This window comes from Salimicrobium humidisoli (genome assembly GCF_002295105.1).
Lineage (GTDB): Bacteria > Bacillota > Bacilli > Bacillales > Halobacillaceae > Salimicrobium > Salimicrobium humidisoli.
Map to the genome: position 1 here is coordinate 39,809 of NZ_NSGH01000009.1, position 25,473 is coordinate 65,281.

The following is a 25,473-nucleotide window of genomic DNA, read 5'->3' on the forward strand; positions in this document are numbered from 1 at the left end:
TCTTAATCATTGCTCCTATTTCTCCGCTACGTGTACCCGGATCGTGCCGGTCACTTCCGGATGAAGCTTCACCGGGACTTCCGTGTATCCGAGCGTACGGATCGGGTCGTCCATCTCGATTTTACGTTTGTCGATGGAGATGTCGTGGTCTTTCTTCAGCTGCTCGGAAATCTGTTTGCTCGGAATCGAGCCGAAGAGGCGGCCGCTGCCTCCGGACTTGGCTGAAAGCTTCACTTCGATGTTTTTCAGATTTTCTTTCAGCTGCTTCGCTTCTTCCACTTCCTGCTGGGCTTTTTCTTCTTCTTTCTTGTCTTTGGCTTTCTGTGCGTCCACGTTCGCTTTGGTGGCTTCGACAGCAAGGTTGTGTTTCAGAAGATAGTTGCGGGCGTAGCCGTCGGAAACGTTCTTGATTTCTCCTTTTTTGCCTTTGCCTTTGACGTCTTTGTTGAATATTACTTTCATTCTTCTTCTCCCCCTTCAAAATACTCGTCGATTATATCTTGCAATAATGCTTTCGCATCTTCAATCGTTGTGTCTTCAAGCTGGGTGGCGGCGTTCGTGAGGTGCCCGCCGCCGTTCATCTGTTCCATGATCACCTGTACGTTTACGTCTCCGAGGGAACGGGCACTTATGCCGACCTGGCCGTCTTTCCGGTCGGATATGACGAAAGAGGCTTCGATGCCGCTCATCGTAAGGAGCGTGTCTGCAGCCTGGGCGATGACGACCGGCCCGAAGATATCCCCTTTTTCCGCAGCCGAAATAGCGACGCCGTCCCTGTAAATCTCCGCCTGCTCAATCAGGCGGCTCCGCCGGACGTAAATGTCGAGATCCTCTTTCAGGAATTTCTGCACGAGGACGGTGTCCGCCCCTTTTCCTCTCAGGTAGGAAGCGGCATCGAACGTCCGGGATCCTGTACGGAGGGTGAAACTTTTCGTATCGACGATGATACCTGCAAGGAGCGAGGTGGCTTCAAGCATCGACAGTTTCAGTTTCTTCGGCTGGTACTCCAGAAGCTCGGTGACCAGTTCCGCCGTCGACGAGGCGTACGGTTCCATATAAACGAGAGTCGGATCCGCTATGAAGTCCTCTGCTCTTCTGTGGTGGTCGATGACGACGACGTGTTCTGTTTTGTTCAGAAGTTTCTCCTCGGCCACCATTTTCGGTTTATGAGTATCCACGACGACAATCAGCGTCTCATTCGTAACGGTTTCCAGTGCTTCATCAGGAGATATGAAATAATCCCACAGTTCTTCGTCTTTCTTGATTTCATCCATCATCCGTTGCACACCCGTATCGATATCTTCCGGATCCACGACGACCGAGGCGTCTTTCTGGTTGGCCTGTGCGATTTTCAGAATCCCGATCGCCGCACCGACCGAATCCATGTCCGGCGACTTGTGTCCCATCACGAGTACTTTCTCGCTGCTCTGGACGAGGTCCTTCATAGCGTGGGAGATGACGCGGGCCCGCACGCGGGTCCGTTTTTCCATCGGGTTCGTCTTTCCGCCGTAGAAGCGTACTTTTCCAGTCTCATCTTTAATGGCCACCTGATCACCGCCGCGACCGAGAGCAAGGTCGAGACTGGACTGGGCCAGATCCCCCATCTCAGGGAGCGTGATCGGGCCGACGCCGATACCGAAGCTTAACGTAAGCGGCATATTCTGATCCGTAATCAGCTCACGGACCTCATCGAGAATTTCGAATTTCGTCTTCTCGAGTCCGGCCAGAATCTCTTTTGTCATCACGGCGATGAACCGTTCCTGGGACGTACGTTTCAAGTAAATGCCGTGCTCGCCCGCCCATTTGTTCAGAATCGAGGTCACCTGGGAGTTGATGCGGCTTTTCGACGTATCGTCCATCCCCTGGGTGATCTCTTCATAGTTATCAAGGAAGATTACCGCGAGCACGCTCTGTTCATTCCGGTAACGCGATTCCACCTCGGTCTGTTTCGTCCGGTCGAACAGATACAGCAGCCGGTCTTCCTGCTTCATGATGGTCTGCATCTGGTTACCGCCGAGATCGATCCACGCTTCGTCTTTATTCTCTTTAATGTTCGGAATCAGTTTCTCCGACAGTTCGTTCAACGAGGAGCCTACTACGGTATCCCCATCCACAAACTTGTTCATGTAGGGGTTCGCCCATTCCACTTTGTAATTCTCACTGTACAGAATGATGCCGATCGGCATTTCGAGAAGGGCTTCTTCCCCCACTTTTTTCACCCGATAGGAAAGTGTCGATATATATTCCTCTGTGTCATTGATCACCTGCTGTTCGGTACGGATACTGTAAAAAATCGAACCGATAAGCAGCAGCGTCATCACGAGTCCAAACATCCACTGATAATACCAGATGAAAGCCAGCAGAATCACGGACAGGAAGTAAATTACCCATAAATGTCCGCTCATCGCCGATGTTTTCTTTACATTTGCCATTCGCTTCAGCTCCTATTAAGAATCTCCGAGCTATTTCTTTTTTTCCACTTTGTCCCTTAACGGGAATCCTATATCAATTATACCCAAGATGCGAACGAGATAAAGAAAGAGTTGCGGCAGCAGAACCGACAGTATGATTGCCATGATCGGCACCGCTTTGGGCCACTGTTTCTCCCGGCTGTAGAAAAAGATAAAAGAAAAGCCCTGGAAAATAAGCAGCATGCCCGTCAGCAGCGATACGTTAACGGCCGCCATGTACCATATTCCTTCCCCGTCCATAAATATCAGATTGAGAATCATGGCGATGAAGTAATACCACAAAATAGAGACAGGCAGCCTCATCTCCCGCACCGGCGGGAAGAAGAGACCGGCTTTTTCAAGACGGTTGAGCAGTTTGTAACTCAGCCACTGACTGATAAGCGCCATCACTATTCCGGTAACGGCGAGAATACCCGGTAAGTAGTCCGGCAGACTCTCCATTTGTTCCCGGATCATCTGCACAGTCGCTTCGGTTTCTTCTCCGCCGATGGAAGTGAGTACGTCCTCTGTCATACTGATGGACTGATCGATGGCCCTCTGAATTTCCTCCATCCAGTTTAATCCAAACAGCAGCTGTGTCAAAACGTAAACAGCTACGAGGCCGCCAATAAAACCGAGCGACCCCGATATCCATGTTTCGTAAGCGTTTCTTTTGTTATACATCGCCCCGCCAAGACTCACTCCACCAAGCCCCGAAAGCAGCGTAACCGGAAACGAAAACACGGTGGCCACAACCGATGCAAGCACGGTAGCTCCGACAAGCATCACCAGCCCCGGTCTGAATCCGAAATGGTAACTGTAGATGACAAACGGTATAGGGAGCGCAAACATTAAGAAAGTCCCGATAATCGGGATCGGTAAAAACAGAAGAATGAGGAGCATTACCAGGTAAATACCAGTCAGCAGCGCTCCTTCCGTAATTTGTTTCGTATTTTTCATTTCGTAACCCCGCTTTTTTTCACCATAAATAACTCTCCTTATTCTAACATAGACAGGAGGTTCCGGGTCGAATGAAAAGTAATGATTTTGCCTCCGCCTGCCAATACTGTTATGATGATTTTTAATTACAGGGAAGAGTGGAGGAGGAAAAAACATGCGTACTGATTACCACGTACATATGGCTGAGACAGGAGAACTGAGCGTCGATTATCTGAAAGATTACGTCCGAAAGGCGAAAGAAGAGGGGATCGAAGAGCTCGGCATCTCGGAACACGCCTATTTCTTTCAGGAAACACGTCCGATCCTTTCCAATCCGTGGGTGGAAAACCGCAGAACCCTCGATTTCAGCGACTATCAGACGCTTTTCGATGAAGCGGAAAAAGAGAACCTCGGCGTGAAGATGGGGATCGAAATGGACTACATGCCGGGAAAAGAAAAAGAGATGGAAACGTTCATCAGGGAACATCCTTTCGACTACGTGATCGGCTCCGTGCACTGGATCGACGAGTGGGGGATCGACCTTGCCATCTACCGCGAAGAATACGAAAACCGTAACGTATACGACGTGTACGAACAGTATTTCGACCGCGTCGTCACGCTCGCCGAGTCCGGACTTTTCGACTTCGTCGGGCACATCGACGTCATCAAAGTGTTCGGCTATGAACCGGACGACCAGGAATTTCTGCAGCGGCAGTACGACCGGGCTGCGAGCGCACTCGCGAAAACCGGGACGCTGATTGAAATCAGTACCGCCGGGCTCCGCAAACCGGTAGGGAAAATGTATCCGGAACCCGATTTCCTTAAGACATGCAAAGAGTACGGCGTCGGCATTACGCTCTGCTCCGATGCTCATAAGCCGGATCATCTCGGCTACCGTTACGATGAAGCGGTGGAATTTGCGAAATCGATCGGGTACGACGAAGTCCATACGTTCACCCGCCGGGAAAAGTCCGCCCACCCGCTTACCTGAACAGAAAAACCGCCTCCCGGGGCGGTTTTTTTATGCGGTGCGATACGGTTTCGTTCCCTTCAGGCACGCAAATGGCTTCCGAAGGTCACGATAACGGATATTCCACGAAAAAAACCTCCGGGCAGCCGGAGGTTTCCTTCATTCTTTTACAGTTTCAAATACTGAACGCGGTTAATATCTTCCACGTGGGCCAGATGTTCCTGACATTCCGGTCCGACTTCCTTGTCGATCGTCAAAATCATGATAGCAGCACCGCCGATGTCGGTACGACCCACCTGCATCGTCGCAATGTTGACGTCGTGCTCGGCAAGCAGGCTTCCCACGCGGCCAATCGCCCCTGGCTGGTCTTTGTGGTGGATGCTGATCAGGTGTCCCTCCGGTATGACGTCCACGGAGTAGCCGTCGAGACGGACGACCCGGGCTCCGAGTCCGTTCAGCAGCGTTCCTGCAATGCTTCGCGTCTCTTCATCCGTTTCAAGTTCCACGGTCAGAAGGTTCGTAAAGCCTTTTGTCGATGTCGTTTTCTGCTCGTTGATTTCGATTCCTTTGTCTTTGGCTATCTTGTAGGAATTGACGTCATTCACACGATTACCGACAAAAAGCTGAAGCACGCTTTTCACTACTTTTCTCGTGAGCGGTGTCGGATCGACATCCGTAAGCTCGCCCGAATAATAAACGTTGATGTTGTTCAGCCCGCCGCGGACGATGCTGCCGAGAAAGGCCCCCAGTTTTTCCGAGAGGGTAATGTAAGGTGTGAGTTTGTCCTGCATCTCTTCCGGTATGGACGGAATATTCACCGGCTGTTTTGCATTTCCTCCGCGCAGCACTTCCATTACGTCGTTGCTCACGTCGACCGCCACGTTCTCCTGGGCTTCGACCGTGCTCGCTCCGAGGTGCGGAACACTTACGACCTGCGGAAGTTCAAGCAGTTTGTTGTTGACGGCAGGTTCTTCCTCGAACACGTCGAGCGCCGCTCCTGCGATCTTACCGGACTGCAGTGCTTCGTAAAGGGCTTCCTCCTCGATGATACCGCCACGGGCACAGTTGAGGATTCTCGCTCCGTCTTTCATTTTCGCAAATGCATCCTTATTGATGAGGTGATGCGTTGCAGCGATAAGCGGCGTATGTACGGTAATAAAATCCGCCTGGGCGAGTACTTCATCAAGTGTACCGTGCTCCACTCCCGCTTTCTCCGCTTTTTCCCGGGTCAGAAACGGGTCGTAGGCGATTACGTTCATCCGGTGCCCCTTGGCCCGGCGCGTAACTACCCGGCCGATACGACCAAAACCGACGACACCGAGCGTCTTGTTCTTCAGCTCCACGCCCACATATTTCTTACGGTCCCAGTTCCCCTGCTGGAGAGAATGATAAGCCTGCGGAATGTTACGCGCCATCGACATAAGCATAGCCATCGTATGTTCCGCCGTGGAAATCGTGTTACCGTCCGGAGCATTTACGACAACGACCCCGTTGTCTGTCGCCGCATCGAGATCGATATTATCGACTCCGACTCCCGCACGACCGACAATCTTCAGATTTACGCCATGCTCCAGCACTTCCTGCGTCACCTGCGTCTGGCTTCTTACGATAAGTGCATCCGCTTTGGCTACTTCTTCCAATAGTTCTTCCTTTTCCATGGAAGGTTTCTGAATAACTTCGGTGTCCGCCGCTTCTAAAAGCGGTTTAATCCCGTCTTCGCTCAACGGGTCACTGATGAGTACTCGATGCATAATACAATTCCTCCTTTAGAGTCGCTGATTATATTAGAAACAGGAAAACCTTCCGTGAATCTAAAAAATATATAATTCATTATCCTATCAGAGACCGGCGTAATGTCAATCTATTGAGATATTTCGCCACTTGAAATTATTAAAGGAAAACTGTATACTCAAAAAAGTGACATTATTCTGAAAAATTCTACATATTTAAGAGGGGGAAAAAGAGAGTGAGCAGAAAACTGTTTTTAGGTCTTATTTTATCTATTACTTTATTATTTGTTCTGGCCGCTTGTGGCGGGAACGGAGGAAGCGAATCTTCCGGCGAAGGTTCGGAGGGTGATTCTTCGGAAGGTTCGGATTCCGGAAGTGATCAGTCCATTTCCTTCACTGCAAAGAGTGAGCTGCCGAGCATGGATCCAAGTCTTATCACCGACTCCGTAGCTTTCCAGTGGGCGGGAGAGACATATGAAGGTCTCTATCGACTTGACGAAAACGGCGAACTGGCCGAAGGGATCGCTAAAGATCATGAAGTATCCGAAGACGGTACTACGTGGACATTCAACCTCCGTGAAGACGCCAAGTGGGAAAATGGCGACCCGGTCACGGCTAACGACTTCGTGTACGCCTGGCAGCGTGCCGTCACCCCGGATACCGGTTCTGAGTATGGACCTTATTTTCTCGGCGGCGTAGTGAAGAACGCTTCCGCTATCGCTGATGGGGAAATGAAACCGGAAGAACTTGGCGTAAAAGCCGTCGACGATTATACGTTTGAAGTGAACCTGGAACAGCCTGTTCCTTACTTCGACAGCATGACTGTCTTCATCACGTTCATGCCTCTCAATAAGAGTTACGTCGAAGAACAGGGTGACAGCTTCTCCACGGAAGCGGACAACACGCTTGCCAACGGTCCTTTCAAAATGACGGAATGGAGCCACGGAGAAGGATGGAAAGTCGTGAAGAACGAAAATTACTGGGATGCTGATGCTGTAGAACTGGAAGAGATCGACGTAAAAGTCATTAAGGAAACGTCCACAGCCGTCAATCTGTTCCAGTCGGGAGAACTCGACCAGGCTGAACTGAACGCTGAATTCGTGGATGAGTACCGCTCCTCCGAGCATTTCGAAGTAGTAGAAAACCCGTACCTGTACTTCTTCAAGTTCAATCAGGAACATGAAGTACTCGGTAATGCCGATGCCCGTAAAGCCATCTCCATGGCGATTGACCGCAAGTCGCTTACGGATGTCATTTTGAACGACGGTTCCGTACCGGCTAATGGTTATGTACCTTCGAACTTTGTAACCGTACCCGGTTCGGACGGAAAAGATTTCCGCGAAGTACAGGGAGCCCTTGTCGGTCATGACGTAGACAAAGCGAAAGAACATTGGCAGAAAGCTCTGGAAGCACTCGGTAAGGACTCTGTGACTCTCGAACTGATGGGTGACGACACCGATTCTTCCCAGAACGCCATGGCTTACTACAAAGAACAGCTCGAGTCCAATCTTGAAGGTCTTTCCGTCAAGGTCGTGGAAGTACCGTTCAAAGAGCGCGTACGTCGTGATCAGGAAAGCGAATTCGAAATCGAAGCCGCTACCTGGGGCCCTGACTATGCCGATGCAAACACGTATCTGAACATGTACCTTACCGATGGACAGAACAACAATATGAACTACTCAAGTGAAGAATATGACAGTCTCATCAACAAAGCGAATACGGAACTTGCACAGAAACCTGAAAAACGTTATGAAACATTCATGGAAGCAGAAAGTCTTCTTATCGAAGAAGATGCCGCTGTCGCTCCCCTTTACCAGGATGCGAAATCACAACTGCTCCGCTCAAATATCGAAGGAGTTTTCCCTACAGCTACCGGGCCGAACTTCGAATTCAAATGGGCAAGCGTCAAATAATTGCATAAACGTATGAAAGCCTTGCAGAAGTCTCTGCAAGGTTTTTTTACTGTCTCTCCGGTCCTTTTGCCTTTTCATTGAAAAAAAACCTTATTTTATGTATAGTAGCATGATACGTATAAAGGAGGGATGCACAGTGAAACGGATTTATCAGCGGGCCGGGTACTATTTTTCCGGACTGCTCATACTCACTCTCGGCATCTCTCTCACGGTTCTCGGCGGACTGGGAACTTCCCCCTTCGACGCGCTGCTCGTCGGTTTGTATCGTACCGTCGGCCTGACGATCGGCAGTTGGGAAATCGTCGTCGGTATTTCGATGATTATTTTCAACGCGGTGGCCGAGAAAAGACGCCCCGAAATGCTCGCCATCGTCACTTCTCTCATTACCGGGGCCGGAATCGACTTCTGGGTCTTTACGCTGGAGGGGATCGTCACTCCGGAAAGTGTATGGCTGCAGAGTATTGTATTCTTTCTCGGTATGGTAATCTCGGCGCTCGGCATCTCCATTAACCTGCAGGCGGACTTCGCTCCCATCCCGTTTGACCGGATGATGCTCGTCATCCATAACCTTACCGGATGGAACGTAACGATATCCCGTGCTGCCATCAGCGTCGTACTCGTCCTTTTCGCTCTTTATTTCAACGGGGCTGTAGGAGTCGGTACCATTATCATTATGCTTTTCAGTGGCGTATTCATCCAGTATTTCATGGGCTGGATCCAGCGTTTCGACCGTACCCTCCTCTCCAAAGAACAGCAGAAAATCCAGTACTAAAAAAACCGGACCGTCAGGGCACCCCTGGCAGTCCGGTTTTCTTTACTAATTTGCTTTATTCTACGATGAATTCGAAGTTTCCTGTGAATTTCACGTCGCGGCCGAGCATTACGCCACCGGTTTCAAGCGGTGCGTTGAACGCTACGCCGTATGCTTCACGGTTGATTTTTCCTTCCACGTCGAAGCCGGCTACGGTGCTGCCGTCCATCGGGCTTTTCGAAGTCCCGTTGTATTCAACAGTGAATGTTTCTTCGTTGGTGACACCTTTCATCGTGAAGTCACCTGTGAACTTGTATTCATCATCAGAGATTTTCTCGATTTTTTTACTTACGAACTCGAGGTTCGGATGGTTTTCCGCTTCAAAGAAATCTCCGTTTTTCAGGTGATTGTCACGGTCTTTTTGTCCTGTGTCGATGGATTCAACCGGAATCACTACTTTAACAGAAGCATTCTCCAAATCTTCAATACTTCCTTCGAACTCAACGTCGAAGTTTTGGAAAGTACCCTTTGCTTTGGATACCATCATGTGTTTAATCTGAAAATCAAGACTGCTGTGAACTTTGTCTAGTGCTATGCTTGTCATTGTTATACCTCCAATATTTCGAATCTGAGATAATTATAAAACATATTTATCTCGAATGCAAGATATTTTTAAAGATTTTTTTATCCAAAAAAAGAAGACGTCTGTCTCCTTTCAATACAGGGCTTCCTGTTCACTGGTAAGCTTGTACACACGGGGAATTACGAAAATCATCAGGATGAAAAATAAAACGAACAGCATCGTAATCGACCATGAAAGCGGAAGATCGAACAGTGCCTGAGCGATAAGAATAAGAAACACGAGCATCATGTACATGCTGCCACGCTTCCTCGATTTAGCCGTCACGTACTGCATCGTTCCGCACGAAGGACACGTGCCTCTCGCCTGTACGGAAAGTTTTCTCCATACGTCTCTCCGCCTCCACCTGTAGCCGCAATGATCACAAATCGGCACCTTTTCTCCCCCTTTGTTGACTATCTTTCTCTCAAGAATAACAAAATTCCATAAAAAAATCTCCCGACTCTTCGAGAAAAGTCGGGAGATTCCGTCTGCTACTATTCTGTGGAATAAGGAAGCAGAGCCATTTGACGGGAGCGTTTGATAGCTTTCGTCAATTTACGCTGATATTTTGCAGACGTTCCTGTTACCCGGCGAGGAAGGATCTTCCCACGCTCAGAGATGAAACGTTTAAGCAGCTCAGTGTCTTTGTAATCGATATGGGTTATGCCATTTGCTGTGAAATAACAAACCTTCTTACGTCTACGTCCACGACGTGCCATATGCGTTCACTCCTTTTCATTTAGAATTTGTAAAGAGTACCGTACTCTTAGAATGGTAGATCATCATCCGATATGTCAATAGGTTCCCCGTCATCTGCGAACGGGTCATCATTTTTTGACTGTCCGTAATTACCTTGTGATGGTTGGTTCTGATTGCCCTGGTATCCTGAAGACTGATTGCTGCGGGAACTTTGTCCGCCGCCGGAACTGCCTTTTGATTCCAGAAACTGGACGCTGTCGGCTACGACTTCCGTAACAAACACACGACGACCTTCTTTGTTATCGAAGCTCCGGGTCTGCAACCGTCCGTCTACACCGACCTGACTGCCTTTACTCATAAAGTTCGCCAGGTTTTCCGCTGCTCTTCTCCATACGACGCAGTTAATGAAATCCGCATCGTTGTTTCCCTGGTTGTTGGAAAACGGGCGATTTACAGCGATGGTGAAATTAGCGACAGCTACACCATTCGGTGTATAGCGCAAATCAGGATCCTTCGTTAACCTGCCGACTAAAACGACACGATTCAACATCAGACCACCCCTTTATTGATCGTCTTCGCGTACAGCGATATGACGAATAATATCATCAGAGAACTTAGCCTGGCGATCAAATTCATTGATAGCGTCAGCTGTTCCTTTGAAATTGACTGTTACATAGATACCGTCGCGATAATCTTTGATTTCGTGGAAAAGGCGACGTTTACCCATTTCTTTTGTCTCATCAATCTCCGCACCGTTCTCAGAAAGGATATTGTTGAAGCGTTCTTTGACAGAAGTCTTCGCATCCTCCTCAATATCCGGGCGGATGATGTACATGATTTCGTAATTTCTCATCCGTGTTCACCTCCTTATGGACTTAGCGGCCTTCTGCTCTGCAAAAGGCAAGGAGTAATCGTATATTATTACTCACAGCTAGTTATAATACCATAATTCCTGATTTTTTGCAACCATCACTTAAACATTGAATCGGAAGTGAATGACGTCTCCGTCTTTTACGATATACTCTTTACCTTCTAAACGTACTTTACCGTTTTCCTTGGCTTTCGCCATGGAACCGCCTTCGATGAGATCTTCATATGACACGGTTTCGGCTTTGATGAACCCTTTTTCGAAATCGGTGTGGATGATTCCTGCCGCCTGCGGAGCAGTCATCCCTTTGCGGAAGGTCCACGCCCGGACTTCTTCCTCCCCGGCTGTAAAGTAAGTGGCGAGCCCAAGAAGGTTGTACGTCGCTTTGATGAGCTGGTCGAGACCGGCTTCGGCTATTCCCAGGTCTTCGAGGAATTCCGCTCTTTCCTCCCCTTCAAGCTCGGCGATTTCCGATTCGATTTTTGCACAGATGGTGATGACTTCTGCATCTTCTTTCTCCGCGAATTCACGAATGCGTTTCACGTTTTCGTTTTCGGCTTCCCCGATTTCATCCTCTGCGACGTTCGCTACGTAAAGAATCGGTTTTGCCGTAAGCAGGTGCAGTCCTTTCCGGTACTTCTCCTGTTCTTTCGAAAGCTCCAGGGCGCGGGCCGGCTGTTCGGATTCAAGTGCTTCTTTCAGACGGGTGAGTACATCTTTCTCGGCGAGCGCTTCTTTGTCTTTCTGTCTCGCCATTTTCTCCACGCGGTCGAGACGTTTGTTGATTGTCTCAAGATCGGCAAGAATCAGCTCCAGATTGATGGTTTCAATGTCCGAAATCGGATCGACCCGACCGGAGACGTGAGTCACTTCATCGTCTTCAAAAGCACGGACTACATGACAGATCGCATCCACCTGACGAATGTGGGAGAGGAACTGGTTACCAAGTCCTTCCCCTTTACTGGCTCCTTCGACGATGCCGGCGATATCCGTAAATTCAAAAGCAGTGGGGGTCGTTTTTTTCGGATTCACAAGTTCCGTAAGCTTCTGCAGACGGGCGTCCGGAACTTCCACGATGCCGACGTTCGGGTCGATCGTTGCGAACGGATAGTTCGCAGAGACGGCTCCCGCCTGTGTAATTGCGTTAAATAGCGTAGACTTTCCGACGTTCGGTAAGCCTGCGATTCCTGCTGTTAGTGCCATTTAGGTTTTCCTCCTTAGAGACTTTGCGCATATGTCATACCAATTATAGATAGTACTCTCCAAAATAACAACCGATAGAAAAGGAAAAAAGAGTCCTCACTATCGGCTGAAATAAATGATTTTCCTCTATGAAAATTTCTGTATTGTTCCACGTGAAACAGTCAGTCTTCGGCTTTCACCAGTACTTTCTTCATCTTTTTGTTGAATTCGCGGCGGGGGACCATTACACTGTGCCCGCATCCTTCACATTTAATACGGATGTCCGCGCCCATTCTGATGATCTTCCACCGGTTCTCCCCGCACGGATGAGCTTTTTTCATTTCCACAATATCATTCAACTTATACTCTTTCTCCACCTTGCACCCCTCCTGTACCTTCTCGTGAATACATAACAATACGAGGGAACGGAATTTCGATTCCTTCCTCATCAAGACGCAGTTTCACTTCCTTCCTGATCGCCCTTCCGACAGGCCAGTGTTCCATCGGCAGCGTCTCGGCGAAAATACGCAACGTGATCTCAGAAGGCGCCAAGTCCACGACCCCCAGTATTTCAGGCGTGGAAATCATGCTGCTGTAGCGGGAAGGCATCTCTTTAAGGAGCTCATTGATTACCTGCTCCGCTCTCTCGAAATCACTCTCATAGGCCACTTTCACATCGACGATCGCAGCAGCATTGTCGATGGAATAGTTCGTCACCTGTGTAATGTTACCGTTCGGAATGATATGGATTTCGCCTCCCCAGCTTTTCACTTTGCTGGTCCGGAGTCCGATTTCTATTACGAACCCTTCCACACCGGCTGTTCCGATGAAATCCCCGACAGAGAACTGGTCTTCGAAAATGATGAAGAATCCGCTGATAATATCCCGGACCAGGTTCTGGGCACCGAAACCGATCGCAAGACCCGCGACCCCGGCTCCGGCGATCAAGGCTCCCACGTTTATGGAAAACGTCTCAAGAATCATCACGAGAGCTGTGAAATACACGACGTAGATCAGCGTATTTTTGGACAGCTTCGTAAGCGTCGTCTCCCGTCGTGCAGAAATGCGGAAAGGACCTTTTTTCCTTCTGCCGTAAAACTGATCGATAATCTTCGTTCCTACTTTAATTACTACCGTTGCAAGTATTACGATGAAAATGACCTGGAGTATCGCTTCCCCTAATCTGATCCAGAGTTCAGGGTTCATCAGAGCCTCTTTCCATATATTCCAGGTTTCTTCCACAGTTTCTCCTTCTCCGTTCAACGCCTTCACCTCTTTCTCTGTTCTGCTTCTGTTTTATTATAAATGTATGAAAAATACACAGGGAAGTAAAGAAAGGTGCAGCCCTCTCTTTCTTCAATCAGAAAAGCTGCTGGATATAAAGGATGACCCCCACCATGACGAGGGCAGGTAAGAGGTTCGCTACACGTATTTTGGTGACATTAAGGATGTTCAGCCCGATTGCCACAATCATAAGACCTCCGGTAGCGGTCATGTCCGTTATAAACAGATCAAGCATCTGCTCAGGCACCCACCGGTTTATCTGCGTAGCAAGCAAGGCGATACTTCCTTCATAAAGGACGACCGGGATGACGGAGAAGATCACTCCCACCCCGAACGTAGAGGTCAGCACGACGGCTACGAAACCGTCGATGATGCCTTTCGTGATGAGCACCTCGTGATCGTTCCTCAATCCCCCGTCCAGCGCTCCGATTACGGACAAAGCCCCTATTACGAAGATGAGGGAAGCCGTGATGAAAGCTTCGGCAAGTCCTGTCTGGGAACCCGATTTCATGAATTTCCGCTCCAGCCACTTTCCGAACGCCTCCAGCCGGTCTTCCAGATGAAGGGCTTCACCGATAATCGCTCCTGACAGAAGGCTTAAAAGAACGATTACGATACTGTTCACTTCGAACCCCATCTGCAGCCCGATCAGTATGACGGCAAGGCCGACGCCGTTCATGACCGTCTCTTTGAAAGTTGCCGGAATCTTCGTAAAGAAAAGACCGACAAGTGTTCCTCCCACGATACATATTCCGTTGATTATCGTCCCCAGCAGTACCATATTTTCCCCTTCTTCCTGCACGAAACCGTAAAAAGTAATGCCGTCCCCCTCCCCGACTGTCCGGAAAAGGAAACGACAGTTACTGTTCTTTATTAATCAAACCAGTGGAGAAGTCTTTCCAGATCTTCGTCACTTGCGAATTCGATTTCGATTTTTCCTTTTTTCTTTCCTTTTTTGATTTTTACTCCGGTTCCGAGTCGCTGCTTCAGCACATCTTCCCGTTCCTGAATAAAAATATCTTTCGTTTCTTTCGCTTTACTCTTCACAGCCGGCTGGTTCAGGCGGGACACGAGCTGCTCCGTCTGTCTGACGTTCAACCCCTCATTCTCGATCCGCACGGCTACAGAAAGCAGTTTGCTGTCATCCTCGAGGCTTAAAAGAGCCCGGGCATGCCCCATCGTCAGCAGTCCTTCATTCACCTTTTGCGTGATTTCGGGCGGAAGCGACAGGAGACGGACGAGGTTGGCGATATGGGAGCGGCTCTTCCCGAGACGTTCCGAAAGTTCCTGCTGGGTAACGCCGAGTTCTTCCATAAGATTACGGTAGGCCGCTCCTTCTTCGAGAGCGGTCAAATCTTCCCGCTGCAGGTTCTCCAGCAGCGCAAGTTCCATCATCTGCTGGTCGGTCATGTCCCTTACGACCGCCGGGATCTTCTCGAGACCCGCCATTTTTGCAGCACGGAACCTTCGTTCTCCCACTACGATTTCGTATCCGCGGATACTTTTTCTAACGATGATCGGCTGCAGAATGCCGTGTTCTTCAATGGATGTTTTCAGTTCTTCAATCGCTTCTTCTTCGAATTCTTTCCGGGGCTGATAAGGATTGGGACGACACTTGTTCAGTGAAACTTCCTTTATCTGCTCATCTCTGGATGCTTCCTCTTCCGAAAAGAAAGCATTCAGACCCCTACCTAACCCTTTCGCCATTGGCAACCACTTCCTTTGCGAGTTCTAAATAGACTTCGGCTCCGCGGGAACGGGGGTCATAGGTGATGATCGGTTCCCCGTAGCTCGGAGCTTCTCCGAGACGGACGTTTCGCGGTACTACTGCTTCATACACGCGATCCTGAAAATATTTCTTCACTTCCTCCATCACCTGGGAGGCCAGATTCGTCCGGGCGTCGAACATCGTAAGTACCACACCTTCGATAAGCAGCTGTTTGTTCAAATGCTTCTGTACCAGCCTGATGGTATTAAGCAGCTGACTCAATCCTTCGAGGGCATAGTATTCACACTGGACAGGAATCATAACCGTATCGGACGCCGTGAGGGAGTTGAGGGTAAGCAGCCCAAGTGAAGGGGGGCAGTCGATGATGACGTAGTCATAATTCTCTTTGACTTCATCAAGAGCATTCTTCAGACGGACTTCCCGGGAAATAGTCGGGACCAGTTCGATTTCGGCCCCGGCCAGCTGAATAGTGGCGGGAATGACGTCGAGACGTTCCGTAGAGGTCTTCTTAAGAACGCTCGTTATGCTTACATCTTCGATAAGCACATTATAGATGCACTCCTCCGTCTCCCCTTTTTCCACGCCTACTCCGCTCGTTGCGTTTCCCTGGGGGTCGATGTCGACGAGCAGAACGTTATATCCTAAATGCGCAAGACCTGCACTCAAGTTCACCGAGGTCGTCGTCTTCCCGACGCCCCCTTTTTGATTTGCGATAGAAATGATCTTTCCCATTCCTTCAACACCTGCCATTTTCTAAAGAATACCACCGCTTTTTTGAAAACTACAGCTTTCGACGGGAAAGCATAGCTTGCGGAAAGTTATTGCTTATTTTTAGGAATTTTGATCGTCACCTGATAATAATCGTCATAATCCTCTTCGTCGGTTTCTACATCGAGACCTGTATCCTTCACCATATCCAGAGACTGGCGGATCGTATTCATGGCGATTCTCATATCTTTACTTACACCTTTGATTTTCGGTTTCTTTTTCTTCGGTGCAGGTTTTTTCTTTTCTTTCGGATCTTTCATTTCTGCAATCCGTTCTTCCGTCTGCTTCACATTCAGTCCTTCATCGATGATTTCCTGAAGCAGTTTTTCCATCTTGTCCGTATCCTTTAAAGCAATGAGAGCCCGGGCATGGCGCTCCGTAATATTTTTATCCAGTACGGCCTGCTGTACAGACTCCGGAAGTTTCAGCAGTCGAAGCTTGTTGGCGATGGCAGACTGACTCTTTCCGAGGCGCTGCGCCAGTGCTTCCTGAGTCAATTCGTGCATGTCGAGGAGCTTCCGGTAAGCCGTCGCCTCTTCGATGACCGAGAGTTCTTCCCTTTGCAGGTTCTCAATCAGAGCTACAGAAGCCGTCTGTGTATTCGTCATTTCGCGGATGATCGCAGGAATCGTTTCCCACCCCAAAGACTGGGAAGCGCGCCATCTCCGTTCCCCGGCAATCAGTTCATATTCTCCGTCTTCGGTCTCCCGTACAACGATGGGCTGTATCATTCCATGCGTATGTAACGTCTGAGCCAGTTCGGCTATTTTTTCCGCACTAAAAACCGTCCGGGGCTGAAAGCGGTTCGGATGGATTTTGGCAATCGGAATCTGAAGAACTTCATCGGGATTATATGATTCTTTCTCCTGCTCCCGGTTTTCGGGCTCCGGCTTATCACCTAAACCGAACAAGCGGCTGAAAGGATGTAACAAAATCAGACACCACCTTTTTACGATCGCACATACGATGTTTCACGTGAATCATTAGGTACGTGAACATTTTCAAGTATAATGAAACTGCGTATGTTTTAGAGTCTTCATTTATTTTATCATAATTCACCCGTGAAAAGTATGAATTAAACGGATTCTTTAACGGGAATGAATCTCAGAAGGAGGAGTTTTTATGAAAAAAAATATACCGATTTTTGACGGACACAACGACACGCTGCTGCATCTGCAGGATGGTCTCACCTCTTTTTTCCATGCTCTGGAGCATACACATATCGACTATGAACGCGCTGAAAAATCAGGGTTCGCGGGAGGATTTTTTGCGATGTACACTCCGAGTCCGGAAAGGGAAGAGAACCGGGAGGAGTTCATGAACGAAAACGGCTACAAATTCCCGCTCCCCGAGAAAATCACTCAGGCGGAAGCCCTGACTTTCACGCACAAGCTCGCTTCCCAGCTCTTTCGTACGGAATATGAGAATCCCGATGCATTCCGGGTCGTCCGGAACGTAAAAGAACTGAAAGATTCCATCGATCAGGGAAAAATGGCCGGAATTTTTCACATAGAGGGAGCGGAAGCGATCGATTTATCCTTCGACTCCCTCTATGTCCTGTACGAAGCAGGTCTTCGTTCCATCGGACCGGTGTGGAGCAGGAAAAACGACTTCGGGGAAGGAGTCCCTTTCTGTTATCCGTCTTCCCCCGATACGGGTGACGGTCTCACGGAGAAAGGGTTTGAACTGCTGCATCACTGTAATCATCTCGGGATTATGGTAGATACGAGTCATCTGACGGAAAAAGGTTTCTGGAATGTCGCCCATGCGACGGTGGCACCTGTCGTAGCCACGCATTCGAACGTCCACTCCCTCTGTCCGAATGCCCGGAACCTGACGGACGAACAGATCAGGAAAATCGCTGATTCCGGCGGTGTGATCGGTATCAATTTCGCCGTAAACATGCTGCGGGCGGACGGTAAGTTCGACACGGACGTATCGATGGAGGAGATTATCGGTCATTTCCGATATATCGCCGATTTCGTCGGCGTGGACCACGTGGCGTTCGGTTCGGACTTCGACGGTACTACAATCCCGGATGTGCTTCAGGATGTAACCGGGAGCAGAAAAGTGCTGGAAGCTCTGGAAGAGGACGGGTTCACTGAAGAAGAACTGGAGAAGATCGCCTGGAAAAACTGGGTGCGCGTCCTTGAAGAGACGTGGAAAGACTGAGTGAACAAAGGAAAAGCCCGGGCCATCACAAGCTGCCCGGGCTTTCCGCTATTCCACCGTATTTTTCAACTGATTGTCGCGTTCGTATCTTTGGATTCCGAGCTGCAGAAGCTCATCGATCAGCTTCGGATAAGGAATACCGCTTATATCCCAGAGTTTCGGATACATACTTATTTTCGTGAAGCCGGGGATCGTATTTATTTCATTGATGACGAGTTTCCCTTCTTCAGTAAGGAAGAAATCGACGCGGGCCATTCCTTCACACTCCAAAATTTCGAAAGCACGAACGGCAGCGGTACGGATTCTTTCTTTTTCGTTGTCCGTCAGTTGTGCCGGAAGCTGCAGGCCGGCTCCGCTTTCATCGATATATTTCGACTCATAGGAATAAAAGTCTCCGGCCGGGATAATTTCTCCGATCTGGGAGGCTTTCGGCTGTTCGTTACCGAGGATGGCACATTCAAGCTCTCTGCCGTCCACATTTTCTTCAATCAAAACTTTTTTATCGTACAGAAAGGCTTCCGACAAAGCTTTTTCAAACTCTTCTTCTGTTTTCACCTTACTTACTCCGACCGAGGAGCCCTGACTGGCAGGCTTAATGAAGAACGGCGTACCGAGAGTACGGGCGGCCTTGTTGAAAGTAACGTCTTCTCTGTGCTGTTTCCGGAGCGTCAGGGATTTTGCGACCTCAAGTCCCCCTTCGCGCAGCAGACGTTTGGCCACATCTTTGTCCATACATACGGCCGAGCCGAGAATGTCCGGACCGACATACGGGAGATTGGCGATTCTGAGCATTCCCTGGATGCTTCCGTCCTCCCCTAGTGTCCCGTGCAAAATCGGAAATACGACGTCCAGCTGCTCCAGCGCCTCCGATTTCGACACCTGAAGAACCTGACCTTCTTCCCGGCCCGGCACAAGCGCCACCGCTTCATCCGAATGGTGAAGGCGGATATTGGCAGGGTCGTCTTCATTTTCCAGATAATTGTTTACGTCATTCACGTGCCAGTTCCCCTGCTTATCGATACCGATCAGCGTTACGTCATACTTCTCTTTGTCGATGGCGTCCACGACGTTTTTCGCAGACTGCAGGGAGACTTCATGCTCGGCAGACTTTCCGCCGAATACGATTCCTACTCTTTGTTTATCACTCATACTTTAATCACTCCATCTGTTCGTTCATTCTGTACCAATTATACACATTTCTGCCGTTCTGTGACGAAAGTTTTCTTAAATTAACGTGTGCAGCAGCCGGCAGAATTTTAAATTTCTCCCCTTTTCCCTGTCGTTCCCCTCCCCTTTCAAGTAAAATAAAACACACATTACCAACGGGGAGGGTTTTTACATGCTGAAACAGAATGATGTGAATATCTGTACTCCCGTCACAGGACAGACGATGGAAGAAGTGACGGAAGAAGTGCGTGCCATTGTACCGAAGAATCCGGATCTTTTCGAATGGAGAGCCGATTACTTCCGGAATCTTGCAGATACGGAACACGTTCTCGAAACTCTTGAAACGATCGGAGAAGTGAAGAAGGATATCCCGCTTCTGTTCACCATCCGTGACCAGAAAGAAGGAGGAGACCAGACCGATATCGATCAGTCGCACAAAGTGGAACTGCTCGAACGTGTAGCTGCCAACTCCCACGTCTCTCTTCTCGATTTTGAACTCAGACAGCCCGGGGAGGATGTTGAACGTGTAAAAGAAGCGGCGTCTTCGAACAACAAGCAGCTTATTCTATCCTTCCACGATTTCGATTCCACCCCCTCCTCCGAAGAAATGCACGACATTCTTCGGGAGGCAGAGAAGAAAGGTGCAGATTACGCGAAACTGGCCGTCACTCCGGAGAATAAACAGGATGTTCTCCGTCTTCTTACCGTGACGGAAGGAGCAAAACGTTCCCTCGGCATACCGGTCATTACGATGGCGATGGGCGGACTCGGCACCGTGACCCGGATGTTTGCGTGGTATTTCGGTTCCGTCATCACGTACGCTGTAGGAGAACACGCCTCGGCGCCGGGCCAGATACCGATAGAAGAACTGGACAAAACGATTGCTCAGCTGCGCAAATATCAGTAGGCAGGGAGAGTTTCACTATGGAAAAAAGCATTGCCATCATCGGATTCATGGGAGTCGGTAAGACGACGGTCGGTTCCCTTCTCAGTGAAAAATTGAACCGCACGTTCATTGACGTCGATAAAGAAATCGAGCGGTATCACGATATGAAAATCCGCGACATATTCACGGCGTACGGGGAAAAAATGTTCCGCGATGAAGAAAAGAAATTCATCTCTTACTATGCAAAACAGCCCGGTACTATACTCTCTCTCGGAGGGGGCGCTTTTCTGCAGGAAGAGATCAAAGACGTGTGTATGGCACAATGTCACGTAGTATTTCTCGATATTTCCTGGGAAATATGGAAAAGCAGGATAGACGAACTGATGGAAGACCGTCCTGTCCTCCGTAATAAAACGACAGAAGAAATCCGTCAGCTGTTCGAGGAAAGAAAATCCGTGTATCGCGACCACCACGAACGGTTTCTTACGGACGGTTATACCGAAGAACAGGTCGCCGATGTCATTATCGAGCGATTATCCCTGACATGAAAAAAGCCGGTACGAGTTCAGAACTCGTACCGGCTTTTCCCTATTTATCGGAGCGGTCCGCCCAGATCATGCCGTACATGTAGGTATCCCTGAACTCTCCGTCATGGAGAACCTCATGACGTAACGCACCTTCATATCGGAGCCCGACTTTCTTCATTACCTGCTGGGAAGGGATATTATCCGCCATGGCCCTCCCCCACATACGTTCAAGTTCAAGCTCATCGAATCCGAAGTCCGCAATACGGCGGGCCGCTTCCGAAGCGTACCCTTTTCCCCAGAATGGCTGTCCCACCCAATAGGCGAGCTCGCCGTTTTTATGTTTCCGGTTCACCCTGAGCGTCATCGTACCTGTAAGCTCTCCGCTTTTCTTTTCGATTATTGCAAGAGGGTACGCCGTGCCTTCTTCTATCGCTTCTTCATGCGTGGCAATCCACGTTTCGGCGTGCTCCACCGTATATGGATGCGGCACGAAGGTCCTCCGGGCGATTTCCTCATCATTCGCCAGTTCAGCTGCCGGCTCTGCATCCGTCGCTCGGTATGGACGCAGAGTCAGTCGTGCGGATTCCAGTTGCATATCCTTCCCCCCTCTTATAAAAGTTACCGTTCATCTTATCGCACACGGACAAATTATGAAAGGGGAGTTTGATTTTTTTTACAGGTGGAATGGTGGAATAGAGAAAGCGTAACTGCGGACTATCACTATAAATCATTAACTTATATAGAAGGAGGATCTTAACATGGAACGTTTTGATCGACAGACAGAAGGACAGCCGAAGCAGGGACAATCGCATCAGCCCGGCGTGGAAGGGAAAATGGACCCGAAACCGCTCCACGCGGATGAAGATTACCGCAGCGGTGACAAACTGAAAGGTAAAGTCGCTCTTATTACAGGAGCCGACAGCGGCATCGGCCGCTCCGTAGCTATCGGTTATGCCAAAGAAGGTGCCGACGTAGCCATCTCTTATCTGGAAGAACACCAGGACGCCGAAGATACTGCAAAACTTATCGAAGCGGAAGGTCAAAAAGCACTTCTTCTTCCGGGAGACATCGGTGATGAAACGCACTGTAAAAATATCGTCGAAAAAACCGTCAGCGAGTTCGGAAAACTGGATGTGCTCGTAAACAATGCGGCGGAGCAGCATCCGACGGACGACCTGCTTAATATTTCGGCAGAACAGCTGGAGCAGACGTTCCGGACGAATATCTTCTCCATGTTCCATCTGACGAAAGCGGCCATCCCTCACCTGGAGAGAGGAAGCTCTATTATCAATACGGCTTCCATCAACCCGTATACAGGGAACCCTCAGCTCGTGGACTATACTTCTTCGAAAGGTGCCGTCGTAGCGTTCACCCGTTCCATGGCACAGCAGCTCGTGAGTAAAGGGATACGCGTAAACGGAGTAGCCCCGGGACCAATCTGGACACCGTTGATCCCTGCCACATTTGATGAGGATAAAGTGGAACAGTTCGGTACGAATACACCGATGGGACGTCCGGGTCAGCCGGTGGAACACGTCGGCAGCTATGTCCTGCTCGCATCCGACGATTCGACATACATGACCGGCCAGTTCATCCACATCAACGGCGGCCTCTTCATGTCCAGCTAAAAGTGGAAAAACTAAAAGTGGAGCTGACCGTTCAGAAACGAAGGCGCAGGCAGACGGACGGTCAAAAAGTGATTTTTCTTTTTGCCGGGCCGGGCTGCCTGGGTCCCAAGTTTCTGGTCAGCGAAACTGGATAAACTAAAAGTGGAGCCAGACGGGAGAAGCGGGGACATAAGCAGAATCACCCGGGGTCGGTGGTTTTTCCGAACCAGGTGAGACTGCTTATGGACGGAGCTTCTGGCTGGCGCAACTGGATAAAACTAAATGTGGAGCTGACCGTTTAGAAACAGAGGCGTAAGCAGGAAGAATTTTTGATCCGACTGCTTGCGTCCTTTTTGTTAAAAGATTTTTCGTTGAGAGGAGATCCGTGATGCCGGAAGGACCAGAAATACGGAAAGCCGCTGACGCGGTGGAGAAAGCCCTGAAAGACAGGGAAGTCCTCGATATCTCTTTCGCTTTTGAAACGCTTGAAGGATATGAGGATATTTTGACCGGGGCGACCGTAACCGGTGTAGATACGAAAGGAAAAGCGATGCTTACCCGCTTTGACAATGGGTACACCATCTATTCCCACAACCAGCTGTACGGGAAATGGATGATCAGGAATGCCTACAACTACCCGAAGACGAATCGTCAGCTCCGACTGGCGATTCATAACGAAAAAAAGTCCGCTCTTTTATACAGCGCTTCGGACATCGAAGTGTTGAGAGACGAAGAAGTACCTGATCATCCTTTCATAAGGAAAGTCGGACCGGACATTTTATCTGAGACTGTGACTAAGGAACAACTTAGAGAACGGTACACGAGCAGACGTTTCTTCAGAAGGAGATGGACCACCCTGCTTCTGGATCAGTCTTTCGTAGCCGGTATCGGAAACTACTTACGGAGTGAGATTCTTTTTCTCGCAGGTATCCACCCTTCCCTGAGACCCACGGACTCCACGCCACAGCAGATCGAAAAAGCGGCAGAGGCTACGATCACCCTTATGGAACAATCCTACCGCTACAAAGGGATAACCGTCGATCCAGATATTGCAGAACGGATGAAAGCGGAAGGAAAAGCACGGAACCAGTATCGGCACTGGGTATTCCGTCGTTCGTTTCAGCCGTGTCACATATGCCGGACGAAAATAGAAAAAATAGAAGCCGGCAACCGCCGACTGTACTACTGCCCTACGTGTCAGGCACTTTAATATTGAAAAGTTTCCCTCTTTCTTCATGTTTAACTTTGGAAGTTCAGGGATATATTGTCTCCAATACCAGAAAAGGAGTGAGATAACAACATGAGAGCAGTAACGTTCCAGGGTAAAGAAAACATGCAGGTAAAAGATGTAGCAGCTCCTTCCATACAAGAACCGAGTGATATGATCGTAAAAATAACAGCCAGCGGGGTATGCGGCTCCGACTTACACCTGTACAAAGGCGGAATTAAGCCTGAACAGGACTACGTCGTCGGTCACGAGCCGATGGGTATCGTAGAAGAAGTCGGCCCTGAAGTGAAAAACCTGAAAAAAGGCGATAGAGTCGTTATCCCGTTCAACATCGGGTGCGGAGAATGTTTCTTCTGTAAGAACCAGATGGAAAGCCAGTGTGACGAATCCAACCCGCACGGCGAACCGGGTGGCCTTTTCGGATTTACGGAAATGTTCGGGAATTTCCCCGGCGGCCAGGCGGAGTACCTTCGCGTTCCGTATGCTGATTTCACTTCCTTTAAAGTTCCGGAGAACAGCGAACTGGAAGATGAAAGCGTCCTCTTCCTCTCCGATGTAATGCCGACAGCTTACTGGAGTGTGGAAAACAGCGGAGTGAAAAAAGGAGATACCGTCATCATTCTCGGAAGCGGACCGATCGGCCTCATGGCTCAGAAGTTCGCCCGTTTGAAAGGGGCTTCACGCGTCATCGCCGTCGATCAGGTCGATCATCGACTCAGCCATGCCGAGAAGACGAATAATGTGGAAACGTACAATTTCTCCAACAACCCGGACATCGGTTCCCTCCTCCACGAAGACACCAAAGGCGGAGCTGACGTCGTCATCGACTGTGTCGGTATGGACGGAACGGTACCGAAAGGGGAAAAATTCGGCTCCGATGAAGATAATCAGTTCGGTACGATCCACCCGATTATCACAGCTTCCCAGGCTGTACGGAAATTCGGAGTCGTCCAGCTTACCGGCGTATACGGCACAGACGCCAACGCCTTCCCGCTTGGAGATTTCTTCAGCCGGAACGTTTCCCTGACAATGGGTCAGGCGCCTGTCATCCACCTGATGCCGAAGCTTTATGACATGGTCGAGAACAATGAACTGGACCCGACCGATATCATCACCCACAGCCTTCCTCTTGAAGATGCGGCCAAAGGGTATGACATTTTCGATAAAAAAGAAGACGGCAACATCAAAGTCGTTCTGAAACCATAACGAAAAAACCCCTCTTCCATCAGGAAGGGGGATTTTTTCGTCTGTTTTTCAGGAAAGCGGAACTTTGTTCGGAGTTCCCGCTTTTCTCGGATATTTGCCGGGGGTTTTCCGGCGTTTTTCAATGCGTATAATGCTTCTCTCCGCTCCGTCTTCCGGCAGCGTGAAGCTGTGCACATCCTTCGTCTCTCCGCCGAGGATAGAAATGGCGGATCCGGCTGTGTCCATCTCTTCCTGGGCGTTCGGCCCTTTCATGGCGATGAGGAACCCGCCTTTTTTTACAAGCGGCAGGCACAGTTCACTCAGCACAGACATCCGGGCGACAGCACGTCCGAGGACGAGATCATACTTTTCCCGGAATTTCCCGTTCTTGCCGAAATTCTCGGCGCGGTCGTGATAGAAAGCCACATCGTTCAGCTCAAGCTCCGTAGCTAAATGGTTCAGAAAGCCGATCCTCTTTTTCAGAGAATCGACGATCGTAACCTTCAGTTCCGGAAACACGATTTTCAGCGGAAGACTCGGAAAACCTGCCCCCGCCCCGACATCACAGATGCGGAGCGGGCCGGAGAAGTCATGATAAAAGGCGGCAGTCAGAGAATCATAGAAATGTTTCTCATACACTTCCCCTTTCTCCGTAATAGCGGTCAGGTTCATTTTTTCATTCCACTCGACAAGCATTTCCCAATATTTTTCGAACTGATCGAGCTGTTTCTCCGTAAGCTCGATCCCCTGTTCTTTCAATTTGTTTTGAAAAGTAGAAATATCCATATCCTACGTC

28 protein-coding genes are annotated in these 25,473 nt (G+C 49.4%); 9 read left to right on the forward strand and 19 right to left on the reverse strand.

Translation table 11 applies throughout. From position 1 onward, the window contains the following. Nucleotides 1-15 precede the first annotated feature (15 nt). Genes rplI through CKW00_RS07085 form a run of 3 tightly spaced genes read right to left on the reverse strand, consistent with a single transcriptional unit; the run spans nt 16 to nt 3,410 of the window. A complete protein-coding gene (gene rplI / locus CKW00_RS07075) occupies nt 16-462 on the reverse strand; it encodes a 50S ribosomal protein L9 (RefSeq protein ID WP_095821984.1) in 447 nt (148 codons plus the stop codon). Further along, a complete protein-coding gene (locus tag CKW00_RS07080) occupies nt 459-2,432 on the reverse strand; it encodes a DHH family phosphoesterase (protein ID WP_095821985.1) in 1,974 nt (657 codons plus the stop codon). Before CKW00_RS07080 ends, rplI begins: the two co-directional genes overlap by 4 nt. A 30-nt stretch (nt 2,433-2,462) precedes the next feature. Continuing rightward, a complete protein-coding gene (locus CKW00_RS07085) occupies nt 2,463-3,410 on the reverse strand; it encodes a YybS family protein (RefSeq protein WP_095821986.1) in 948 nt (315 codons plus the stop codon). Between the two features lie 154 nt (nt 3,411-3,564). Between CKW00_RS07085 and CKW00_RS07090 the strand changes: the two genes are divergently transcribed. Next, nucleotides 3,565-4,380: a histidinol-phosphatase gene (locus CKW00_RS07090; protein ID WP_095821987.1), complete on the forward strand. Its 816-nt coding sequence runs from the start codon at nt 3,565-3,567 to the stop codon at nt 4,378-4,380. 146 nt (nt 4,381-4,526) lie between these two features. Here CKW00_RS07090 and serA read toward each other — a convergent pair whose 3' ends face one another. Next, the gene (serA, locus tag CKW00_RS07095; protein WP_180962539.1) at nt 4,527-6,110 is read right to left on the reverse strand and encodes a phosphoglycerate dehydrogenase; all 1,584 of its coding nucleotides are present in this window, start codon (nt 6,108-6,110) and stop codon (nt 4,527-4,529) included. A gap of 215 nt (nt 6,111-6,325) precedes the next feature. Between serA and CKW00_RS07100 the strand changes: the two genes are divergently transcribed. Both CKW00_RS07100 and CKW00_RS07105 read left to right on the forward strand, forming a co-directional pair. Then, a complete protein-coding gene (locus tag CKW00_RS07100; RefSeq protein WP_095821989.1) occupies nt 6,326-8,002 on the forward strand; it encodes a peptide ABC transporter substrate-binding protein in 1,677 nt (558 codons plus the stop codon). A gap of 136 nt (nt 8,003-8,138) precedes the next feature. Beyond that, nucleotides 8,139-8,774 carry a YczE/YyaS/YitT family protein gene (locus CKW00_RS07105; RefSeq protein WP_095821990.1) on the forward strand — a complete coding sequence of 212 codons (636 nt, stop codon included), beginning with the start codon at nt 8,139-8,141 and terminating at the stop codon, nt 8,772-8,774. 55 nt (nt 8,775-8,829) lie between these two features. Here the strand turns inward: CKW00_RS07105 and CKW00_RS07110 are convergent, their stop codons facing one another. The 12 genes from CKW00_RS07110 to noc form a co-directional block, all read right to left on the reverse strand. After that, nucleotides 8,830-9,357 carry a YceI family protein gene (locus CKW00_RS07110; protein WP_095821991.1) on the reverse strand — a complete coding sequence of 176 codons (528 nt, stop codon included), beginning with the start codon at nt 9,355-9,357 and terminating at the stop codon, nt 8,830-8,832. A gap of 111 nt (nt 9,358-9,468) precedes the next feature. Next, complete coding sequence (locus CKW00_RS13700; protein WP_158221292.1) at nt 9,469-9,768, reverse strand: TIGR04104 family putative zinc finger protein; 300 nt, start codon at nt 9,766-9,768, stop codon at nt 9,469-9,471. Nucleotides 9,769-9,869: 101 nt separating this feature from the next. Then, nucleotides 9,870-10,094: a 30S ribosomal protein S18 gene (gene rpsR / locus CKW00_RS07120; protein WP_008590340.1), complete on the reverse strand. Its 225-nt coding sequence runs from the start codon at nt 10,092-10,094 to the stop codon at nt 9,870-9,872. A 47-nt stretch (nt 10,095-10,141) separates the two neighbouring features. Next, the gene (gene ssb, locus CKW00_RS07125; protein WP_095821993.1) at nt 10,142-10,624 is read right to left on the reverse strand and encodes a single-stranded DNA-binding protein; all 483 of its coding nucleotides are present in this window, start codon (nt 10,622-10,624) and stop codon (nt 10,142-10,144) included. 12 nt (nt 10,625-10,636) lie between these two features. Continuing rightward, nucleotides 10,637-10,927 (reverse strand): 30S ribosomal protein S6, encoded by a 291-nt coding sequence (gene rpsF / locus CKW00_RS07130; RefSeq protein WP_008590335.1) that lies wholly within the window; start codon nt 10,925-10,927, stop codon nt 10,637-10,639. Nucleotides 10,928-11,047: 120 nt separating this feature from the next. Further along, nucleotides 11,048-12,145 (reverse strand): redox-regulated ATPase YchF, encoded by a 1,098-nt coding sequence (ychF, locus tag CKW00_RS07135; RefSeq protein ID WP_095821994.1) that lies wholly within the window; start codon nt 12,143-12,145, stop codon nt 11,048-11,050. A 161-nt stretch (nt 12,146-12,306) separates the two neighbouring features. Beyond that, nucleotides 12,307-12,465 carry a DUF951 domain-containing protein gene (locus CKW00_RS13840; protein WP_233129735.1) on the reverse strand — a complete coding sequence of 53 codons (159 nt, stop codon included), beginning with the start codon at nt 12,463-12,465 and terminating at the stop codon, nt 12,307-12,309. Nucleotides 12,466-12,484: 19 nt separating this feature from the next. Further along, nucleotides 12,485-13,330 (reverse strand): mechanosensitive ion channel family protein, encoded by an 846-nt coding sequence (locus CKW00_RS07145; RefSeq protein ID WP_095822041.1) that lies wholly within the window; start codon nt 13,328-13,330, stop codon nt 12,485-12,487. Between the two features lie 154 nt (nt 13,331-13,484). Next, nucleotides 13,485-14,189, reverse strand: a complete 705-nt coding sequence (locus CKW00_RS07150) for a DUF554 domain-containing protein (protein WP_095822042.1) — start codon at nt 14,187-14,189, stop codon at nt 13,485-13,487. Nucleotides 14,190-14,281: 92 nt separating this feature from the next. Continuing rightward, entirely contained in the window at nt 14,282-15,115 is an 834-nt protein-coding gene (locus tag CKW00_RS07155) for a ParB/RepB/Spo0J family partition protein (protein ID WP_095821995.1), read from the reverse strand. Beyond that, nucleotides 15,096-15,869 (reverse strand): ParA family protein, encoded by a 774-nt coding sequence (locus CKW00_RS07160; protein WP_095821996.1) that lies wholly within the window; start codon nt 15,867-15,869, stop codon nt 15,096-15,098. Before CKW00_RS07160 ends, CKW00_RS07155 begins: the two co-directional genes overlap by 20 nt. 86 nt (nt 15,870-15,955) lie before the next feature. After that, on the reverse strand, nt 15,956-16,837 hold the full coding sequence (gene noc / locus CKW00_RS07165; protein ID WP_095821997.1) for a nucleoid occlusion protein: 882 nt from the start codon (nt 16,835-16,837) through the stop codon (nt 15,956-15,958). Between the two features lie 190 nt (nt 16,838-17,027). On the opposite strand from noc, the gene CKW00_RS07170 reads away from it, so the two are divergent. Beyond that, nucleotides 17,028-18,077: a dipeptidase gene (locus CKW00_RS07170; RefSeq protein ID WP_095821998.1), complete on the forward strand. Its 1,050-nt coding sequence runs from the start codon at nt 17,028-17,030 to the stop codon at nt 18,075-18,077. 48 nt (nt 18,078-18,125) lie between these two features. Here the strand turns inward: CKW00_RS07170 and ddlA are convergent, their stop codons facing one another. Next, on the reverse strand, nt 18,126-19,226 hold the full coding sequence (ddlA, locus tag CKW00_RS07175) for a D-alanine--D-alanine ligase (protein ID WP_095821999.1): 1,101 nt from the start codon (nt 19,224-19,226) through the stop codon (nt 18,126-18,128). A gap of 190 nt (nt 19,227-19,416) precedes the next feature. Between ddlA and aroD the strand changes: the two genes are divergently transcribed. Together aroD and CKW00_RS07185 are read left to right on the forward strand one after the other, a co-directional pair. Beyond that, entirely contained in the window at nt 19,417-20,151 is a 735-nt protein-coding gene (gene aroD / locus CKW00_RS07180; RefSeq protein WP_095822000.1) for a type I 3-dehydroquinate dehydratase, read from the forward strand. 17 nt (nt 20,152-20,168) lie between these two features. After that, entirely contained in the window at nt 20,169-20,678 is a 510-nt protein-coding gene (locus CKW00_RS07185; RefSeq protein WP_095822001.1) for a shikimate kinase, read from the forward strand. Between the two features lie 40 nt (nt 20,679-20,718). On the opposite strand, the gene CKW00_RS07190 is transcribed toward CKW00_RS07185, so the two are convergent. Beyond that, nucleotides 20,719-21,252, reverse strand: a complete 534-nt coding sequence (locus CKW00_RS07190; protein ID WP_095822002.1) for a GNAT family N-acetyltransferase — start codon at nt 21,250-21,252, stop codon at nt 20,719-20,721. A 163-nt stretch (nt 21,253-21,415) separates the two neighbouring features. On the opposite strand from CKW00_RS07190, the gene CKW00_RS07195 reads away from it, so the two are divergent. From CKW00_RS07195 to CKW00_RS07205, 3 genes are all read left to right on the forward strand, one after another. Continuing rightward, the gene (locus CKW00_RS07195) at nt 21,416-22,285 is read left to right on the forward strand and encodes an SDR family oxidoreductase (protein WP_095822003.1); all 870 of its coding nucleotides are present in this window, start codon (nt 21,416-21,418) and stop codon (nt 22,283-22,285) included. A gap of 367 nt (nt 22,286-22,652) precedes the next feature. After that, nucleotides 22,653-23,474, forward strand: coding sequence for an endonuclease VIII (gene nei, locus CKW00_RS07200; protein ID WP_095822004.1), 822 nt, complete (start codon nt 22,653-22,655; stop codon nt 23,472-23,474). Between the two features lie 90 nt (nt 23,475-23,564). After that, on the forward strand, nt 23,565-24,698 hold the full coding sequence (locus CKW00_RS07205; protein ID WP_095822005.1) for a zinc-dependent alcohol dehydrogenase: 1,134 nt from the start codon (nt 23,565-23,567) through the stop codon (nt 24,696-24,698). 48 nt (nt 24,699-24,746) lie between these two features. Here the strand turns inward: CKW00_RS07205 and rsmG are convergent, their stop codons facing one another. Continuing rightward, the gene (gene rsmG, locus CKW00_RS07210) at nt 24,747-25,463 is read right to left on the reverse strand and encodes a 16S rRNA (guanine(527)-N(7))-methyltransferase RsmG (protein WP_095822006.1); all 717 of its coding nucleotides are present in this window, start codon (nt 25,461-25,463) and stop codon (nt 24,747-24,749) included. Between the last annotated feature and the right edge of the window lie 10 nt (nt 25,464-25,473).

Excerpts from the sequence above, each read along its gene's own strand:
- rplI (WP_095821984.1), bottom strand. The coding sequence starts at position 462 with ATGAAAGTAATATTCAACAAAGACGTCAAAGGCAAAGGCAAAAAAGGA.
- CKW00_RS07080 (WP_095821985.1), bottom strand. The coding sequence starts at position 2,432 with ATGGCAAATGTAAAGAAAACATCGGCGATGAGCGGACATTTATGGGTA.
- CKW00_RS07085 (WP_095821986.1), bottom strand. The coding sequence starts at position 3,410 with ATGAAAAATACGAAACAAATTACGGAAGGAGCGCTGCTGACTGGTATT.
- CKW00_RS07090 (WP_095821987.1), top strand. The coding sequence starts at position 3,565 with ATGCGTACTGATTACCACGTACATATGGCTGAGACAGGAGAACTGAGC.
- serA (WP_180962539.1), bottom strand. The coding sequence starts at position 6,110 with ATGCATCGAGTACTCATCAGTGACCCGTTGAGCGAAGACGGGATTAAA.
- CKW00_RS07110 (WP_095821991.1), bottom strand. The coding sequence starts at position 9,357 with ATGACAAGCATAGCACTAGACAAAGTTCACAGCAGTCTTGATTTTCAG.
- rpsR (WP_008590340.1), bottom strand. The coding sequence starts at position 10,094 with ATGGCACGTCGTGGACGTAGACGTAAGAAGGTTTGTTATTTCACAGCA.
- ssb (WP_095821993.1), bottom strand. The coding sequence starts at position 10,624 with ATGTTGAATCGTGTCGTTTTAGTCGGCAGGTTAACGAAGGATCCTGAT.
- rpsF (WP_008590335.1), bottom strand. The coding sequence starts at position 10,927 with ATGAGAAATTACGAAATCATGTACATCATCCGCCCGGATATTGAGGAG.
- ychF (WP_095821994.1), bottom strand. The coding sequence starts at position 12,145 with ATGGCACTAACAGCAGGAATCGCAGGCTTACCGAACGTCGGAAAGTCT.
- CKW00_RS13840 (WP_233129735.1), bottom strand. The coding sequence starts at position 12,465 with ATGAAAAAAGCTCATCCGTGCGGGGAGAACCGGTGGAAGATCATCAGA.
- CKW00_RS07145 (WP_095822041.1), bottom strand. The coding sequence starts at position 13,330 with ATGAACCCTGAACTCTGGATCAGATTAGGGGAAGCGATACTCCAGGTC.
- CKW00_RS07150 (WP_095822042.1), bottom strand. The coding sequence starts at position 14,189 with ATGGTACTGCTGGGGACGATAATCAACGGAATATGTATCGTGGGAGGA.
- CKW00_RS07155 (WP_095821995.1), bottom strand. The coding sequence starts at position 15,115 with ATGGCGAAAGGGTTAGGTAGGGGTCTGAATGCTTTCTTTTCGGAAGAG.
- CKW00_RS07160 (WP_095821996.1), bottom strand. The coding sequence starts at position 15,869 with ATGGGAAAGATCATTTCTATCGCAAATCAAAAAGGGGGCGTCGGGAAG.
- CKW00_RS07170 (WP_095821998.1), top strand. The coding sequence starts at position 17,028 with ATGAAAAAAAATATACCGATTTTTGACGGACACAACGACACGCTGCTG.
- ddlA (WP_095821999.1), bottom strand. The coding sequence starts at position 19,226 with ATGAGTGATAAACAAAGAGTAGGAATCGTATTCGGCGGAAAGTCTGCC.
- aroD (WP_095822000.1), top strand. The coding sequence starts at position 19,417 with ATGCTGAAACAGAATGATGTGAATATCTGTACTCCCGTCACAGGACAG.
- CKW00_RS07185 (WP_095822001.1), top strand. The coding sequence starts at position 20,169 with ATGGAAAAAAGCATTGCCATCATCGGATTCATGGGAGTCGGTAAGACG.
- CKW00_RS07190 (WP_095822002.1), bottom strand. The coding sequence starts at position 21,252 with ATGCAACTGGAATCCGCACGACTGACTCTGCGTCCATACCGAGCGACG.
- CKW00_RS07195 (WP_095822003.1), top strand. The coding sequence starts at position 21,416 with ATGGAACGTTTTGATCGACAGACAGAAGGACAGCCGAAGCAGGGACAA.
- nei (WP_095822004.1), top strand. The coding sequence starts at position 22,653 with ATGCCGGAAGGACCAGAAATACGGAAAGCCGCTGACGCGGTGGAGAAA.
- CKW00_RS07205 (WP_095822005.1), top strand. The coding sequence starts at position 23,565 with ATGAGAGCAGTAACGTTCCAGGGTAAAGAAAACATGCAGGTAAAAGAT.
- rsmG (WP_095822006.1), bottom strand. The coding sequence starts at position 25,463 with ATGGATATTTCTACTTTTCAAAACAAATTGAAAGAACAGGGGATCGAG.